The organism is Geobacillus sp. YHL (assembly GCF_022341265.1).
In the GTDB taxonomy this organism is placed as follows: Bacteria; Bacillota; Bacilli; order Bacillales; family Anoxybacillaceae; genus Geobacillus; species Geobacillus thermoleovorans.
In genome coordinates, this window is record NZ_JAEIGB010000034.1 from 1 (window position 1) to 18,344 (window position 18,344).

13 protein-coding genes, 1 pseudogene and 1 CRISPR repeat array are annotated in these 18,344 nt (G+C 44.3%); of the genes and pseudogenes, 5 read left to right on the forward strand and 9 right to left on the reverse strand.

Translation table 11 applies throughout. The annotated features are described in order from the left end of the window. The 4 genes from JCR24_RS16900 to JCR24_RS16915 all read left to right on the forward strand — a co-directional run. A partial coding sequence (locus JCR24_RS16900) for a hypothetical protein (RefSeq protein ID WP_238981069.1) occupies positions 1-252 on the forward strand: 252 nt, incomplete at its 5' end. A 496-nt stretch (positions 253-748) separates the two neighbouring features. Further along, positions 749-2,068 (forward strand): replication protein, encoded by a 1,320-nt coding sequence (locus tag JCR24_RS16905; protein ID WP_129447324.1) that lies wholly within the window; start codon positions 749-751, stop codon positions 2,066-2,068. A 1,196-nt stretch (positions 2,069-3,264) separates the two neighbouring features. Further along, complete coding sequence (locus JCR24_RS16910; RefSeq protein WP_129447325.1) at positions 3,265-4,110, forward strand: ComEC/Rec2 family competence protein; 846 nt, start codon at positions 3,265-3,267, stop codon at positions 4,108-4,110. Between the two features lie 10 nt (positions 4,111-4,120). Continuing rightward, positions 4,121-4,336, forward strand: coding sequence for a DUF3006 domain-containing protein (locus tag JCR24_RS16915; protein WP_129447326.1), 216 nt, complete (start codon positions 4,121-4,123; stop codon positions 4,334-4,336). Between the two features lie 342 nt (positions 4,337-4,678). Here the strand turns inward: JCR24_RS16915 and JCR24_RS16920 are convergent. The 7 genes and pseudogenes from JCR24_RS16920 to JCR24_RS16950 all read right to left on the reverse strand — a co-directional run. Continuing rightward, positions 4,679-5,459: pseudogene (locus tag JCR24_RS16920) on the reverse strand (IS6 family transposase); the annotation flags it as partial. Between the two features lie 66 nt (positions 5,460-5,525). Next, entirely contained in the window at positions 5,526-6,440 is a 915-nt protein-coding gene (locus JCR24_RS16925; protein WP_129447598.1) for a tyrosine-type recombinase/integrase, read from the reverse strand. 268 nt (positions 6,441-6,708) lie between these two features. Next, complete coding sequence (locus JCR24_RS16930; RefSeq protein WP_129447599.1) at positions 6,709-8,058, reverse strand: hypothetical protein; 1,350 nt, start codon at positions 8,056-8,058, stop codon at positions 6,709-6,711. Positions 8,059-8,758: 700 nt separating this feature from the next. After that, a complete protein-coding gene (locus tag JCR24_RS16935; RefSeq protein ID WP_129447308.1) occupies positions 8,759-10,369 on the reverse strand; it encodes an FGGY-family carbohydrate kinase in 1,611 nt (536 codons plus the stop codon). A 65-nt stretch (positions 10,370-10,434) separates the two neighbouring features. Further along, positions 10,435-11,793, reverse strand: coding sequence for a GntP family permease (locus tag JCR24_RS16940; RefSeq protein ID WP_129447309.1), 1,359 nt, complete (start codon positions 11,791-11,793; stop codon positions 10,435-10,437). A gap of 110 nt (positions 11,794-11,903) precedes the next feature. After that, the gene (locus JCR24_RS16945) at positions 11,904-12,983 is read right to left on the reverse strand and encodes a 2-hydroxyacid dehydrogenase (RefSeq protein ID WP_129447310.1); all 1,080 of its coding nucleotides are present in this window, start codon (positions 12,981-12,983) and stop codon (positions 11,904-11,906) included. A gap of 21 nt (positions 12,984-13,004) precedes the next feature. After that, entirely contained in the window at positions 13,005-13,907 is a 903-nt protein-coding gene (locus JCR24_RS16950) for a MurR/RpiR family transcriptional regulator (protein WP_129447311.1), read from the reverse strand. A 260-nt stretch (positions 13,908-14,167) separates the two neighbouring features. On the opposite strand from JCR24_RS16950, the gene JCR24_RS16955 reads away from it, so the two are divergent. Beyond that, positions 14,168-15,037: a class II fructose-bisphosphate aldolase gene (locus JCR24_RS16955; RefSeq protein WP_238981070.1), complete on the forward strand. Its 870-nt coding sequence runs from the start codon at positions 14,168-14,170 to the stop codon at positions 15,035-15,037. Positions 15,038-15,726: 689 nt separating this feature from the next. Then, positions 15,727-16,155: direct repeats of the CRISPR family, unit length 30 nt; unit sequence GTTTTTATCTTACCTATGAGGAATTGAAAC. 275 nt (positions 16,156-16,430) lie between these two features. Here the strand turns inward: JCR24_RS16955 and JCR24_RS16960 are convergent. Beyond that, complete coding sequence (locus tag JCR24_RS16960) at positions 16,431-17,582, reverse strand: replication initiation protein (RefSeq protein WP_050368798.1); 1,152 nt, start codon at positions 17,580-17,582, stop codon at positions 16,431-16,433. Positions 17,583-18,152: 570 nt separating this feature from the next. After that, a partial coding sequence (locus JCR24_RS16965) for a hypothetical protein (protein WP_238981071.1) occupies positions 18,153-18,344 on the reverse strand: 192 nt, incomplete at its 5' end.

The following is an 18,344-nucleotide window of genomic DNA, read 5'->3' on the forward strand; positions in this document are numbered from 1 at the left end:
TTTTCTTCCAACAAACAAAAGTTTCGTGGTTCGCACGAAGATTCCATTTCCGCGCCGGTCTTCCCGGCTGGCCGCCTTCTGGCCCTTGGCCATCCGGCCGGAGCCTGGGGAAGCCCGGCGCTCGGTCGCTCGAAGAAGCCGATCGCGATCCAGCGCCTTCCGCTACCTACGGCCGTGCGAAGCAGGATCAAGAGGACGATCAAAGCACCGCCGCGGTCAATAATGATGTTTATTGTTTTATTTTTTGTCTGACATTAAATATTGGTTAATTTTCGACAAAAAGCGACAGATAGGTGCGGCCGCACCGGCGCTTCCGTTTCCTTTTGGTCCGGGTCCCCGGGGCGGTGTGATGGTCGGCTGGCAGCCGGAAAGGCTCCCCCACTGCAAGCCCAAGCGCCGAAGCCCTCGCCTTCCGGCTCGGTCCAGCCTATCACACCGCCCTTCCCGGCCCAAAAGACTACGGGTCGCCGGTGTTCCAAGAAATGCAGCCAAAAGAGCATTTTTGTTAATCGATTTGACGATTTTTGAAATAAATGGAGGATTTTGAAATAAAGTGTCGAAATTCAAGACCGCCAGAGTCCTCTCCTATTCAATAGGCCTCGATTGATCCTCATGGCATTCTTATTTTCCCTTTTTCTATTTGAATGGTGTGTAAATTTTGAAGGGACGGCCGCTGTCTTTCTGCATAATGATCGCATCTCGCATTTGCATGGCTATGCGGTTGTTTCCCACGCAGGGAGGGCGTTCGGTGGAGAATTTTAAGCTCGAGAATATGGAACTTTCCCCTTTGGATCGTGCAAAGCGCCATGTGACGTTTCAGCATCGAGGCGCCTCAGGATGGATCACGCTGGCGAAGAAGGAACCGGACGGGGGATGGAAGCAGTATCACTACCAGCCCAACGAATTGGCTGTAGAACTGCCTAAATGGCTTGGAGAGGACGTCTATTTTAGCCAAAACACCTTTTATAAGCCTCAACGAAGAATCGAGAATATAAGGCAGCTGAGGGCTCTGTACGTGGATGTGGATTGCCATACGATTGGCTATGAGCCGGAGTGGGTGGTCGGGAAGTTGGACATCGAGGTATTCTATGACAATATCTTGCCTGAACCTAATCTCATCATTTTCTCGGGTCGCGGAATCGTATGCGTTTGGTTGATCGATCCGGTCCCGTACAAGGCCTTGCCGCTGTGGAAGGCGGTGGAGAACTATTTTTATGAGCAACTCAGCTATGTGGGGGCGGACAAGAAGTCGCTGGATCCGACCAGGGTGTTCCGGATCGACGGGTCGGTCAACTCCAAGAGCAAAAGGGAGGTCGTCGTCGAGTACCGGCACGGCGACAGGTATGTCCTCCGTGACTTGCAATATGAGTACTTGCCGGAATTGACAAGGGCGGAGACAGGGAAGAAAGGAAGAAAAGGGAAACTTGTCCGGCTACATAATATCCAGACGCTGCACTATGCCAGGCTGTTGGATTTGATCCGTCTTGCGGAGCTAAGGGACTATGATCTCAAGGGGTATAGGGAACTGTTTTGTTTTTTATACCGATACTGGAGTTGTTGTCTTACTGATGATCCTGAGGAGGCGTTGAAACAGATGATAGAGCTGAACGCTGGATTTAAGGAGCCGTTGTCTGAAAAAGAGGTGATCCGGGCGACAAAAAGCGCCGAGAAAGCGTGGATGGCTAGGAATGATGCAAAGGCGAATGAGGAGGCGAGGAAGAAAGGCTATCCCGGCGCCGGCTATAATCTGAAGAACTCTACGATCATTCGATGGCTGGACATCACGCCGGAGGAACAGCGACACTTGCAGACCATTATTGACGCCAATGAGAAGCGCCGGCGGAAACGGGAACGCGACAGGGCGAGGACAGGGGAGTTGCGCCGGGGACAAGGGGCGAAGACAAGGGAGGAGTACCTCGAGGAACAACGGGAGCGAACGGAGGACAAGGCATGGCAACTGCAGAAGGCAATGGAGCGACACCCTGACGCGACAAATAAGCAGCTGGCCATGATGCTTCAGATATCGGTGCGGCGTGTCCAGCAGCTTAAGAGGTTGGTCAAGAACTGACGTTCCCGTGAAATGGTTCGTCGCCCTTATATTATGGGCGTCAGCCTGCTTGCTCCCCCCCGACCATAAAGAAAGAATAAACCAAATTGGTTTTGTTCCAATACCTCATTAGATTGGTGGGGGGAGTCCCGAGGGTTTTAAACTTCAGATTTTCACTTCGATGAAGGGTGAAATGCAAGCGGATCATCGCAAAAAGGATGGTAAAAGGGATTTTAAAGATTGATTTTGGACGCATAGCTGCAAGGTGAAAATGCCAGTTAGTAGTTATTATAAAGGGGATAGGTTTATTGATTAGATTTTGGTTGGTGATGATATGATTATTTAGAACATAATTCTCAATGCAAATTTACCAATAAGATAAAAATTCTCCTTAGAATCAGGGGAGCGAATGAAGGTGAGGACACTGGAATGACGCAAAGGGCGGTATGAAATAAAAGATGAGGGCAAGGGTCGTGTCCCTGTTCCTCGATCAATCAAAAATCTATGCAACTAAGATATACAGTTGCGACAAGGTGTCGCGAAAGCATTCCGTCGGAGGACAACGGCCACTCCTGTTGTTTTCTCACTTGTCCTTGGTGAAGACAAAAAGGAGTAGGGTGAATCATGGACAACAAGACAACCAGGTGACATAAATTTGTTTCCTGTCTTAAGTCAAGACAGCAATTGTCTGGCATAGGACAAGATGCGGAATGTGTCGCGACAGATGTCCCAGTGGATTAGCGGCCGTCCGAGACGATGGACAGTGAGTCGCGACAGACTGAAATAATAAACGTGTCTCCCGTGACAATATGGACAGTGGCTGTCCCCGGTCAGGGGATTCTGAGGACATAGCATATCATCGCGTCTTGAAAAAAACGAACTTAATTTATTTTTTTGTCAGACACAAAATCAAACACTTTCATTATCATGATCATCAAGTAAAAACGGATACTTCAGCAACATATGTTGAAATGTTCCTTTGTCTTTGAATGGGAGGAATTTACGGGACAAATTTTGATGGTAGCATCTCTGGTGGATGATTGTATTGATTATATCCAAGAACACTTTATCGCTAGGGCGGACAATTTTTGAGCATACCGGACACCTTAGTCTTCCGATAATATCGAACATTTTTTCGCCTCCTGTTTGTTTTCTATACTCCCTCTTAGCTCAAGTGATGGTATAATCTTCTTGAAAAGTAAAAGGGGGAGTTTTCAATGAGGAAAATCAAGATGCTGATGGTAGCTGTAATTGTATTTATGATAGCAATACTACCGGGAATTGTGACAGACGCAGCCCCAAAAAACATGTATGTACACTTCATCAATGTTGGGCAAGGTGACAGTATTTACATTAAAGCGCCAAATGGAGAGGACATTCTCATTGATGGAGGAAATAAAGATGGCAGTGATGTCGTCGCCTATCTTAAAAAGCAGAAGGTAAAGGACATCGAGATCATGATCGCGACTCATCCAGACGCCGACCATATTGGCGGTCTTGATGAGGTTCTCAAGGCTTTCCCTGTAAAAAGCGTATATGCCCCAAGGGTCGGTAGTACAACGCAAGCATACAAGGATTTTTTGACTGCTGTTAAAAATGAAAAGCTTACTATAAAGGTTGCTAAAGCTGACGTTGTCTTGCCAATAAAAGGTGTGACTGCTAAGTTTGTTGGCCCTGTAAAATCGTACAGCACTAGCGATACAAATGACTGGAGCGCTGTTCTAAAAGTGACCTATGGCAAAAAGTCATTCCTGTTTACAGGTGACGCCGAGACTCGAGCAGAAGCGGATATGGTTAAAGCGAAAAAGGATTTACGCGCTGATGTGTTGAAAGTAGGTCATCATGGTGCAAAAACATCGACCAGCGCGACGCTTTTAAAAGCTGCAAAACCAACGTATGCGGTAATCTCAGTTGGCAAGAACGCCTATGGTCATCCGACACCGGAAGTTTTGAATCGTTTGAAAGCTTATAAAGTAAAGGTATTCCGTACAGACAAACAAGGAACGATTATCGCGACAACCAATGGGACAACGCTTACCTTCAACGTAAAACCAATTTATTAGAGGTGGTTAAATGAAATATATCATTGATCGTTTCGAGGGTAAATGGGCAGTTTGTGAGGCGGAGGATGGCAAAATGATCGATATTGAGAAAAGCAAACTGCCAAAAAACGCCCGCGCCGGTGATGTGATTGTACAAGAGAACGGAAAGTTCCGGTTGGATAAAAAAGAAACAGAGAAGCGGTGGAAAGAGATTGAAGAGTTGATGAATGAGGTGTTTGAAGAATAGTGCATCATTCTTTCCGAAAATACAGGAAAACGGAGGCGTAATCATTTATGCATTTATGTCAAACCAAAAATAAAATCGGGTAGCGTCAAAAATTCTATGAAAACTCCACACAGGCCATCCCATTGAGCATCGTGGGGCATGCGGAGAGCCGAATTCGCCCTTGACCAACACCCGTCAAAGGTGAGAAAGAGTCGTCAAGGGCGACGGAGACAAAAAAGAAGGCAATAAGAAAGCCGTCCTTGCCATGACCGAATTTTACCTTTGGCGGTGTTCGGTTGGTCAAGGGTTCGCTTCGCCGAATCCGGCAGGAGTTCTGTTCAACGGGCTCCGGAGGACAAAAAGTCAGGCCGCCTCTTGTTGGAGAAACGCTTGGGCCAGGGCGATCAGCTTTGTCCAACGGGCCGGCATATGCGGCAGCTCGGCGAGCTCCGAGATGACGACCGACACCCGGCCTTCGAGCGCGCTATGCGGGCGCAGAAAGTTGAAATACGCCACAAACAGCGTCACAAAGGACACCGAGCCTTCTTCCGCACCGAACCCATGGGTCGGACGGCAGCTGCCTTTAAACGTCCGGTTGAATCGCTCGATGATCTGCTTGAGAGGGCGAAACTCTTCCGAGACCGGATCTTCGTTGGTCAGGCCGATCACCTGGCGGACGTCAAACGAAATCCCGTGTTGGGCAAAGAAGTGTTGCGCCAGCCGGTAAATCGGGTTGCCGTCGACGACAAATGACAAGTCGTCCGGGAGGGACACCAACTTCCTGAGGACATCATCGATGACCTTGATGGCCGAGAGCGTGTCCCGGTTGGGCGAGACGCGATAGGACAGCACGATCTTTTTGACGGCGTCAAATAGAAAGAACAGGTAATGCCAGCGCCCTTTGACGCGAATATACGTCTCGTCCCCGCAAAACGAACCGGACAGCTCATACGGGAACCGGTCGACAAAGGGCTTGATCCAAAGCGCGACGCTGTTGGCGTAGTGGAGCACCGTCTGATGGGAGATCGAGACGCCATGGATGTCCCTCATGGAGGCGGCGGTTTCCCTCGAGGACATCCCAAAGTTGACGCAGCGTCAACACGAGCCCCAACACGTGCGGCGACGCAGCCAGCCGGGACAAATTACGTTAGCGGATTTGCTCATCTATAGTTGATAAGTGTTTATATTGTACATCATATAAAAAATAGGTTTAAAACTTCGGCAACGCCTCCACCGCGTCCGCCAAATCGCTGTAGCTATCCTTTAAGTACCTTGACGTCGTCGCGATGTGACTATGGCCGGCCAACCGACGCACTTTTTCAATATCGTTGTTCGTCGCCTTTAGCATCCATTTGCAAAACGTATGTCGGAACATATGTGGAGTTAATTTTTTATTCGGCAGGCTGTAGCTTTCGATCATTCGCTGAATGCCCCGGACCGAAAACTTCGGCGAGCGTTGGCTGTAAAAGACGTATGGCGATTCGGCGACATGCGGCTTCTTTTTCGCCATTTCCGCGCGAAACTTCAGCCAATCCTCAAGTTCCGCCAGTAGGATGTTTGAGATCGGTACGGTCCGGACCTTCATTCCCTTCCCCACGATCCGAATTCGTTTCATTTCTAAATCCAAGTCCGTTAATTTTAAATTTGATAACTCTTCCACACGCAATCCTGCATAGGTAAGCAAGTACACCACCGCACGGTCCCGACGATATTTCTCCTCGGGATCGACTCCCCGGCTTTGCATCGGCTTTTTCCGCATCCGATGCAATAAGTCCTCGAATTCTTCTTCCGTCAGCCACATAATTTTTTCGTTATCTTCATCGGCTGATTTTAAATCCTGGATGTCTTTCATGGGGTTCTGTTCGATCTTATGATGTTCGACCGCCCAAGCATAAAAGCTTCGCAACGAATTCAAGCGACGATTGATCGTGGAAATGGCCAACGGTTTTCCTTCCGCCGGATTCAACATTTGCTGGATCCATTTGCGAATGTCGGCCGGCGTGACGTAATCACTTGGACGGATATGTAAATCATTGAAAAAGATATTCAAGTCATTCGTATAGGAGATGATCGTATTTGGGGAAGCTCCTTTTTCCTGAAGGTAAGTGACATACTCGTTGAGCATTTTTTCACCCTTTCACTTATACGACGAGTTTAAAAGGATTCGAAGAGCAAATAATCGGTTTAAAAAATAACATTATATGACGAGTATATCATAAAAAAGAATCAATTGTTAGTCATATAATGTATATTATACGATGAGTTAAATTGATTTAATGTAACAACTATTATGTTGCATTCCAAACTTCTCAATGAAATCATCCCCCCCTTTGAAACATCAGGGGGGACGAATATATCATAAAAGCATCATTTTGACAATTTTAACGAAAAAGTTATTGAGTTTTAGTGTTTTTAGCAGCGTCTATAAGAACTTGAATAGCCTGTGTTACCAAATTAGTGTTTAAGGGAACATTAACTAAGTCAGAGTTAGCGTTACTTGTCGGTGTAGTTTCTTGGCTAACAGCGACTTCTTCTTTACCAAAAATATGAGGAAACAATTGTTGTTTAAGTTTTATTTGGTCTTCAGGTGAGAAAGATGCAAGATATGGGTTTAAAGTTTTTAATTCGACTTCCATCTTTCTATTTTTTCTTTCTTCAGCTTCATTATATGCTGCTTGTTTTGCTGTATAAGCGGTTAGGGAACCTAGGGCAACAGTAACAATAAATCGTGCAATTAATCCAGGCCAATCAATTTCGTGGTTATTCCATATAAAAGCGTAAAAGCCATATGCAATTGTAACTAAGAACGAACCTATAGTTCCTATTTGCCACCAAAAAGCTGCTTTTCTCTTATAATCAGCGACTTCTTTAAAGTGTCCAGAAATTGAACTGGTTGATATAATACCCACTAATTCCTCAACTGATTTTTTATGGGACTCTAACATACTGTCGTAATCAGCCAGTTTCTGTTTGGTTTCTTCTAAAAAGGATTCATATGTTGAAGTTAACTCTTCTGTTATAGAATCAAATTTTTCCCGAAATGACGATATAATTTCTTGGGTTTTGTTATTTAAATCTTCAGTAATCTCATCAAATTCTTCAATAAAATTTTCTTTAAGTTCTAGAAATTGCTGAGATCTAGACTCTTGAGAAGTAATGAAATTTTGGTGGAGTTCATTATATTTATCTTGAATTTTTTGTAACTCCAAATTAAGCTTTGACTCATAATCTTCTATCTTCTGTTTAAAATCTTCAATCTGATCGTAAATAGAAGATGACTTTTCTAAAAATTCTTCTTGTTGTCGCTCCAAAAAAGATTTCTGTTGTCCAACTGATTTTCTAAAAGAAGTAACAGTTTCGCGAATTGTTTCAATTGACTCCTCATTAACTATGTTAACTAATTGGCTTGTAAAGAGTAGGATATTATCTAATCTTTGATTTAAAGTGTTTAAATGATTGTGGTCTCTAAAAGTTACATTAAAATTAAATAATTGATTATTAATATTATTAAGTTCGGCATTTATCTGATCTTGCAATGCCTTACGTAATAATAAAGGGTCTATCGAATTTATATGTACTTCTAAACAGGAGAGAACAGCCCGGACTCTATTTAGTGTTTGTATTGAGTACTCATCAAGACTTGTGGTAAAATCCTCATCATTTTCAATATTTTCTAAGGATTCTTTTGTTTTATCCAAAATTGAATACATTGGGTGATTAATAATTTGATCAATTAATGTCAAATTAGACCCCTTCCTTATTTAGCCTAAACATTTTCTTTTTGAGCCTCTTATTTACTATATTTGTCTTTATTGTTATCTAAATCCTATTTATTCTATAAGCGCATATAAAGATACCATGCTGTGCTCATTAAGTCTACTAAATTTACGCTTATAAACCATCTATTGAAATTATACCAAACATTTATTCTGTATGTATACATATTCGTTAAATTGAGATATAACGCAAACTAGTGAAATGATAAAGAATCCCTCCTTCTCTTCTTGGTTGGGTAGACAAATATAGATGTACAGGGACATTTTTTGTACTTATTTGATTTGAATATCATTTCCTGTCAGCCACCCATGCATCGCTTCGCTGTACCACAGATGTTTTTTGTAAAGCAAAAATACAGAGTTTTGCAAAGAAAAATGCAGAGAATTGTAATTTAACGTAGATCCTCTGTGAGTGTGACTAAAAAGCCAGTAATATCAAGGGCTAGCTTCGCCTAACAAGGCTATCACGCTCGCTACTCCATGTAAAGTTGGTACAAACCAAATCCTCTGCACTTTTATGTTGCAATAAACAATTAAGACTTAATGGGCTTCCTATAATCTTGATTATGTTGCACTCCAAACTTCTCAATGAAAAAAATCCCAAAGGGTTCCACTTCATTTCTTTTGATACCGAAACCAAGAAAATAGAGGCTCTATCTGAGCCTCTTTACATCGGTATCGTTTCTTTTCCGTATTTCTTGTTCAACTTTTCTATTATCTTGCTGGAGCGTTCATAAATATTAGCCTTCAACAATGCTTGATAAATAGCATCGTGCAGTTCGCTCATCTCTTGATAAATTTCCCTCATCTCCGGGTTTGGCATTTTCATTCGTCCGAAATCCAGGCTTCCCATTGTTTTACTCGCTTCCGTAACATCTCCAAACACCTTCAGAGCTACAAAAGCAATCATGGCGGCGCCAAGCGCGCTTGCTTGCTCAGTGGTTCCTGGAATCACGTTAAGCCCATAGATGTCAGCCTGAATTTGATTAAAAAGATCTAACCGCACCAGACCTCCACTGACATGAACCTGCGTCAACCCTGCGTGGTTTTGATCGGAATTCTCCTTTAACATTGAATCAATAATCTTCAGATTTTTGTTGATTTCAAAACAGATCCCTTCCAGAAACGCACGAATCACATCCGATTTTTTGATCCCCAGAGATAAATTAAACAGAACTCCTGATGCCTTGGCATTCCAATAAGGTGCCGCACTGCCCGCATAATGAGGAACATGCAGCACACCATTCGCCCCTGGCTTCGACAGTTCAACCTGGTGATTCAAAGCATCGTATGAACCCAGTGTACTGTTTTTGTCATCCGAAGAGAGCAAATCGCGCAGCCACCGATACGTGGATCCCGTGGTGAAGATTCCCGCTTCCATCACCCAATGCCCCGGAATCGCGGAGGCACTGCAAACCACCTTATGCTTCGAACTTGTGGCGGGATGATCAATAGGTGCGACAACAAACGAACCTGTGCCGGTTGTTACTTTTACAATTCCCGGTTGAACGGCCCCGAGACCAACGGCCGCACACTGTTGGTCTCCCCCTGCCATTACAACCGGAAGCCCTTCCGGCAATCCGAACTCACTTGCTGCCCGTTTCGTTATTCTGCCCGCGATTGTCCCGGTTGGAAACGCTCGAGGCAGTTTGTTTTCATCCAGTGCCAGTTCCCTGATAATCTCATCGTCCCACTGAAAACGGTGAATGTTGAAAAGCATGGTACGGGAGGCCTGAGTCCAGTCTGTTTTAAATTCGCCTGTCAAGGAATGCACAATGTAGTCGTGAGCCGTTAAGAAGTAGGCAGCGTTGTGATAAATCTCAGGCTTTTCATTTCGGAACCACAAAATTTTTGGCAGAGAAAAGTACGGATCGATTTTAAGACCCGTTCGTTGATAAATTGTGTCGTGACCCAATCGTTCTTCAATTTCTTTGCATTCTTTGATTGAACGCTTATCCTGCCACAGAATGGCCGGTGCGAGTGGAGTACCGTTTTTGTCAACAGGGAGGATCGTAGCCCGCTGCGACGTAACCGCGAGACCAAGAACGTTCGCTAAGCACTCCGGTTTCGTCTGTTTGAGTTCGTTGATCACTTCTTTTATAGCTTGAAGCCATGTTTCAGGGTCGTGGTCGATCACGGTTGGAGAATGGAACACACTCCGATATTCCCGATAGGCGGAACCATGTACTTGTCCATTGGCATCAAATACAATCGCACGGCCCCCTGTCGTCCCCATATCCAACACCAGCACCATAGGATTAGCCGATGACCTTGACATGCAGATTCCCCCCTTTTTAATTCATTTACATGTATTTCAAACAAAAGCCGGTTCATTGATCAGAATTAGATAAACATATCCAGTATCAGAACGCAGAGGAAGGAGACGAACGATAAGATCGTTTCCATGACTGTCCATGTTTTTAATGTGTCGGTCACCGACATATTAAAGTATTCTTTCACCAGCCAGAAGCCTGAATCATTCACATGTGAGAGCATGATGGAACCGGCTCCTGTTGCAAGGACTAACAATTCAGGGCTGACACCCGGCATAACAGCTGCAATAGGCGCAACAATTCCGGCTGCCGTCGTCATCGCGACAGTGGCTGAACCGACAGCCGCACGAATGAGTCCTGCGATCAAGAATGCCAAGAGAATTGGAGAGATATGGGCAGTCGCGGCATAATTGGCTATCGCATCTCCTACTCCGCTCGCCGTCAGTACTTTGTTAAAACCGCCTCCCGCACCGATAATCAAAATGATGGAAGCTGTAGGGCCGAGACAGTCATTGGTAAATTTCAAAATCTGATCGCTGTTAAATCCACGGGCAAATCCAAAGGAATAGAAAGCAAACAAAAGAGCAATCAGAAGCGATACAACCGGATTCCCGATAAAATCAACCCAAGTGCGTAGGGTGCTTTCAGCCGGATACAGCAGATCTACAACAGTAGCAACAAGCATAAGAATGACTGGGAATAAAATGGTAAAGATTGTGATTCCGAATCCAGGCAGATCCTTACGGCCGCTCTCCGTAAATTGTTCCGCCAATACACCGGATGGTTCTACTCGAACCTTTTTCGAAATGTAACTCCCGAAAAGCGGTCCGGCCACGGCTGCGGCAGGAAGACCGACAAGAATAGAGTAAAAAATCGTTTTTCCCATATCCGCCTTAAATGTACCGACCGCCAGCATTGCAGCAGGATGAGGCGGCACCAAGCTGTGAACAACCGCAAGTCCGGCAACAAGCGATAGACCAATTTTGATGAGAGAGGTGTTTGTATGTTTCGCTAGAGTGAACACGAGCGGGATCAACAGAACAACTCCAACTTGAAAGAACACCGGTATCCCACAAATGAAGGCAACCAGCATCATCGCCCAGTGGACATTTTTTTCACCGAATATTCCGACAAGTGTCTTGGCAACACGCTCTGCTGCCCCTGATTCAGCCATCATTTTTCCTAGCATCGTTCCGAGCCCAAGGACAATGGCAATGAAACCCAAGACACCGCTGACCCCTTCTTGAAAAGCCTTCACGATATCTGGCAATTTCATCCCAGAAATCAAGCCCATAAACAATCCAGCGATGACGAGCGCAATAAATGGATTTATTTTATATCTGACAATTAAGAAAATTAAGCCTACAATGGATACAATCGCATAGAGAAGCAAACTCGCATTGTGACTTAACCCAAAGATAGAATACATTCCACAATCCCCCTATTTATTAATGGTCTTCTATCTGTAATCGCTTTCAGGTTTAGTATAAGAAGAGAGACGAAATCACAGATATAAATCCGTCTCTCTTTCGAAAAAAATTACGAATTTTTCACATAACTACCGAGCCATTCTTTTACTTTTGGATGATCCAGAACCTCGGGATTTTTAATCCAATTCGCTTTGCCGCCATCCAAAATCTTCTTTACTTCTCCCACGAGCAAATAAGGTGACTGGGTTAGTGCATCGGTTGTAGTTCCGGCAATGTGCGTCGTGAGTGTCACGTTATCAAGCGAAAGCAGCGGATGATCTTGTGGAATGGGCTCGATATCAAATACATCAAGACCGGCCCCCGCAATCCTCTTCTCAGAGAGGGCTTCTACCAGTGCATCCGTATCAATAAGCCCGGAACGAGCTGTATTGATCAGGTACGCTGTTGGTTTCATTTTTGCTAGCTCTTCACGGCCGATGAAATGATAATTCTCCTTGGTTAATCGCGCATGAATGGTAATAAAATCGGATTCAGAAAACAGTGTGTCTTTATCTACCAATCTAACATTAGGCATTTCAATCGATTCTTGCGTCACGAACGGATCGTACACAATCACATTCACATCAAATCCGCTCAGCTTCTTGGCTACAAGACGGCCGATATAACCAAAACCGATAATTCCAACCGTTTTTCCTTTCAGTTCCGGAATATGGTTCGAATTGCTGAACACCTTCTGCCACTGCCCGTTTTTAATTGATGTATGAGCTCGCGCAATGTTTCGCGCTTCACTCAGCATCAGACCGATCGCAAAATCGGAAACAGCCTCAGCGTTTCTTCCCATTACATGAACCACTATAATGCCGCGTTCCGTTGCCGCTTTTACATCTACATTTTCCGTACCTGCCCGGGCGACGCCGATCAGTTTCAAGTTGTCAAATGTATCCATCGCTTTCGCCGAAAAAGGTGCAAACAGCCCCAGTACAATGTCGGCATCTTTATTGTCTTTGAACATAGGAGGCACTTCTTCTACATCGGGACCCTGCTGTTCGATCACCAATCTCCTGTTTTGCAAGCGTTCCCAATTTACTTCCCAATCTGTAGTTACGATTTCGTGGTCTCCAAGTAATTTGGCGGCTTCACTGAACTGCTCCCCCCGAATCATCGCATCGCCAATCGTTAAAATTTTCATAGTATCCTCCTTTCTAATTGATTATGTTTTTAGTTTTGCTACTGCTAACCGGGATCGGTTCACAGCGTCGATTGCAACTTTTCCTTTTCGTAAAACAGTGATCACAGAAAGAGAATCAATAATGGCTAGTTGAACAATTCGGCTTACCATCGCATCTGAGCGGAACTCCGTTTCTTTTGCACTCGTTACGAGCAGAGCATCCGCCATTTGTGCTATTGACGACTTGCTAAAGCCCGTTATGACGATCAGACGGGCTCCGTTCGCTTTTGCTTGTTTAAGGACCTCCAGCAGATCACGACTTTCTCCTGAATGGGAAATGGCGAAAATCACGTCGTCTTCATTCATATGGGACGCCGCTATCGATTGCATGTGTGCATCGTTCATTGAAATGGCAGTTTCACCTAGCCTAAGGAACTTATGCGCAGCATCCTCGGCGATAATCCCTGACGACCCATGCCCAAAAAAGAACAAGCGTTTTGCTTTACCAATCAATTCCGCCGCATGATTTAAAGCTTCATAATTAATCATGTGTTTAGTGGTATTGAGAGCGATGATCGACTGCTCCACAACCTTTTCGAAGACCTGTTGTGGGGAATCTCCAAGCTCGATTTCCTCAAAAATGTTAGCAGGCTCAGCTTCATTTAAATTTTCTTGTGCTAGGGCAACTTTCAATTCTTGATAGCTGCTGTAACCCAATCTTCTATAAAATCGAACGACACTGGGCTCACTTACTCCGCTGAGCTTCGATAGTTCATTCATCGTAAGCAAAAAAGGTTTTTCCGAATTTAATAAGACTTTAACAATCTTTTTTTCTGAATTTGTCATCTCCTTCCCGATGGCTTCAATACGATTCAGAAAAGTAGCCATTTTCAAAACCTTCCCTTCGCTTGTAATTTTACTACATTGATAAATATAGTTCAACATGTTTTTTACTACATTAATGTAGTTTTTCTACAATTTAAAAATAAAACTACATTAAATCAGAAGTATCATTTAGGTTATAACAATAAGTTGCATCTTAAAAAATGTTAAATTAATCAATTTTATAGCGGATTAAGGTCTCCACACACAATAGTTTTTTTGTAAATATACTACATTGATATTGTGTTATAAATGTAGTAGAATCTCTTTGTATTAAATTTTCTGAAAGTAATAATACTACATTAAGAGTTGGAGATGAGAACATGCTATCCGACACAAAAATTATGCTTTACGAAGCACAAAAGAATCAATATGCGGTTGCCGCTTTCAACGTGTACAGCTTGGAAACCGTTCAGGCAGCAATTTCTGTCGGCGAGAAGCTGAAACAGCCGATCATTATTGCGCTGGGTGAACGCTATTTTGATTCCGTCGATGTAGAAGGGTTCGCGGCGATGGTAAAAGCTTTGGCGGCCAAGTCGAGTATCCCCGTCGCTCTTCATTTGGACCACGCTTACAAGATGGAATCGATTATTCGCGCCATACGAAACGGTTTCACATCCGTCATGTACGACGGTTCGAGATATCCTTTGGATGAAAATATAAGACGTACGAAAGAAATTGTGGAAATAGCACATATGGCGGGCGTATCTGTGGAAGCGGAGATTGGTTCGCTGGTGCGGGGAGAGTTTTCTGACGAAGAGGAAGGAGATGGGACCCTCACAGATCCACAGTTAGCCAAAGAGTTTGTCGAAGCAACAGGCGTGGATTTTTTGGCCGCTGCGATCGGTACTGTGCATGGACTCTATAAAGGTGAGCCGAAAATTGACCTTGATCTTCTCCAGAGAATCCGGCAGGTAGTTGACATTCCTCTCGTTCTCCACGGAGGATCGGGCACACCTGATGAAATCATCCTCGAAACAATCAAAAACGGGATCTGTAAGATTAATGTAAATACCGAAGTATCAATGACTGCCGTGACGTATCTTAAAGATCTCTTGAAAAATGAGAAAATGCCTCATTTATCCACGATCATGGCGAATATGCAAAGAACCATAGAATCAACAATGGAAAAATTCGTCCGATTGTTTGCGAATCAAATTGGTGATGAGTATATCATCAAATCACCATTTTGAATTGCGTATAATTCAGTTAAAAGCGACAGTAAGATATTAGAAATGTTGAAATGATGATCACGCCGGCGACCCGTAGTCTTTTGGTTCGGGAAGGGCGATGTGATAGGCTGGAACGGGCCGGAAAGGCGCGTGCTTCGGCGAGACGGCCATCAGTCAGCATAGCGTTTCCGGCCACCAGCCGACCATCACATCGCCCCGGGGACCCGGACCAAAAGGAAACGGAAGCGCCGGCGAACGTGGACTTGATTCGATCGATCTCGTTTTTGTCACGATTTGTCGAAATATGTATTTTATATTTTTGTCAGACATTAAATGTTTTAATATTTCTCATAATATGGGCTGGTAAAAATAAAAAAATAGGCACTTTGCTAAAAAATGACCGCTCAAATTCGCCTGTATCGCGTTTTAATCGATAAGGTAATGGTTTTCTATTCAAGAAAGAAAAAATGTTTGTACGGACCGTTTTTCGAGTTTAACGCGGTTTTCATGTTTTTATGAAAAACAACTGCTTCAATCCTTTCTGTCGTCGACTTCCAATCGTGCAAAAACTCCGGGGGATCGACGACAGTTTCTTTTTTTCTTTCCTTCCTACAGCCATCAGCGATTCACTCTATTGACGGAATTTTCGAAATGGAGTATACTGGACTTGCCCTGTTTTGAAAAGTGTTGATGTATCAACGCTTTTTGGGGTTTTTATCTTACCTATGAGGAATTGAAACGCGCCGGGGATCAGGGAGACGAGCTCCCGTTCCCCGTTGGTTTTTATCTTACCTATGAGGAATTGAAACACAATGTCTTTATGAACGTCCATCGAAAATTATAGGTTTTTATCTTACCTATGAGGAATTGAAACGCAAAAGCAGGAATGTTAGTTTGAGAAGCCAAAATAGTGTTTTTATCTTACCTATGAGGAATTGAAACAGCCAAACGAACAATTTCCTGTTCTTTTTCTCGTAGTTTTTATCTTACCTATGAGGAATTGAAACAAATAGCCAATTTCCTTTGCACCACCAAACGAATGAGGTTTTTATCTTACCTATGAGGAATTGAAACCTGGATGCTGAGACCTGCTTTTAATTGGGCTTTGAGTTTTTATCTTACCTATGAGAAGCGAAAAATAAGACTAACGCGAAAACCCGCTGATTTTTTCAGCGGGTTTTGTCATCGGCTCAACACCTTGCGATCAGGCGTTTTTCCTTTTGATTGGGTTTTTTTTCTTTCCTTCCCGCAGCGATGCGATGAGTTGCTGCCTGAAGTTGCTTCGCATGGTTGCGGGATGAGTCCGCTTGCACGATGCTTCTTTGAATGGACCGAGCGCCGGGCTTCCCCAGGCTCCGGCCGGATGGCCAAAGGCCAGAAGGCGGCCAGCCGGGAAGACCGGCGCGGGCTGGACTTAGTCTTTGTATTTCTTTAACCGCTCCTCAAGCTCACGCCGCATCTGTTCGATATCTTCATCAACCTCTTTGCTTTTGGCGCTTTCGGCAACAAGCTGCTCTTCGTAGCCCCGGAGCCAGTCCGGCACGATCTCGCGGCGGACGAATCTAGCGCCTCCATGGCTGTGAATGGTCACCTCATTTGGGTCGATTCCAGCCTGAATCCGCTGCACTTTTTCATTCAAGAAATAGGTCAGAAAAGCAATCGGTTCGCGGATGTCATTTCGTTGCATAATGCGCCTTGCCGTTTGAATGAGCTCATCCATCCAGTTTCCGCCGAAAGCTTTTTGAGCCAAGACCGCTATCTTCGTGAATTGCTGTTCTGTTATGTACCGGTCATAAGCCTGCACTACAGCCAAAAACTGCAAATACCGATCATCTGCTTGAGCTTCCTTTTTCTCTTCCAAGGCAACGACAACCGGCTCAACGACTTTCTCTCTGATTTGAAAGCGGATTGCCGCAACTTTTCGTTTTTCCCTTATCTCCTCATATGTGAACATGATGTCTGTCTTCTCCGAAATTTCCTTCCTGGCAGGATTGAGCACCCGTTTTTTGAAATTGTGGTATTCTGAATACTTGTCTCCTGCTCCAACCATCATCCGCAAATCATCCAGGCGAATCACGATCTCACCCATATACTGCCAACGTTTTAAAAGCTCGTACATGCGGATGGAGTAAGAGCTTTTCAGTTCCATCACATTCTTCAGGCGATAGGTCGTGAATTCCCTTTTCAGTTGCAGGAGGTAGGGCTTCAAGCGGGGATCAAAGGCCAAGCTGACATAGCCGGAATGCTCGTCGTATTCCACGTATGAAACCCAGCTCAGCTGTTTGAGCTTCTGGCCTTCTCTGATCTCAAGCACCTTGCGCATCAAATTTTTCGTGATCTCCCGAAGCTCCGTGTATTTAGGGCTTCCTCGATATCCGAGCAATTCAGAGAACTCCTGTATCGGCAGCTTATACATTTTAAAATCGGCGTCATCTTTGCGAATCTGGCTGATGATATACAAGATGATCTTCTGTTCGATAGTGGACAGCTTATAGTTTGCCTCAATCAGCGCATTGGACTTCGTCACGGCGCTGTTGTACTGCGGCTGGACAGCCGGAGTCTGCATCCTCTCATCCTCCACCTACTAAATTAGGAAAATAACTCCTTGATCCTATTCTACAAGAAAACACTCGCGTTAAAAAGTACATTTTTTCATACATGTACGCTTTATTTATTAAAGCGTACACAAAAAACAATATGTACGAGATAAACACCAAAAATGTACGCTGGACACCAAAAATGTACGCCGAAACAACCAAAAATGTACGAGATAAACACCAAAAATGTACGCTGGACACCAAAAATGTACGCCGAAACAACCAAAAATGTACGAGATAAACACCAAAAATGTACTGTCCAAATCGCTGAAACCCTTGATAAATCAAGGATCTTGGCCCCTCCTAAAATATATAAAGATTTAAAAGATATAAATACTAAAAGTATATAAAAGCAGCAAAAAGGTGGTTGCTGCCGCTCAATATACACAAGGGTTTAATATATCTTGCTTTGCTGAAGAAGAAAAACAAACAAGGTCTCCTAGGCCTTGTACGGCCCGTCTGAGACGCTTTTTTCGATGGGTTAATAGTTTTATACCCCCCAAGCTCCAAAACGCCAAAATAAGCCGTTTAACGACGTTTTACGGCAATATTTGATTTTCTTCCGCGGCGGTGCTTTGTTCGGCCTCTTGATCTTGCTTCGCACGGTCGAGCGCCGGGCTTCCCCAGGCTTCAGCCGGATGGCCAAGGGCCAGAAGGCGGCCAGCCGGGAAGACCGGCGCGGAAATGGAATCTTCGTGCGAACCACGAAACTTTTGTTTGTTGGAAGAAAA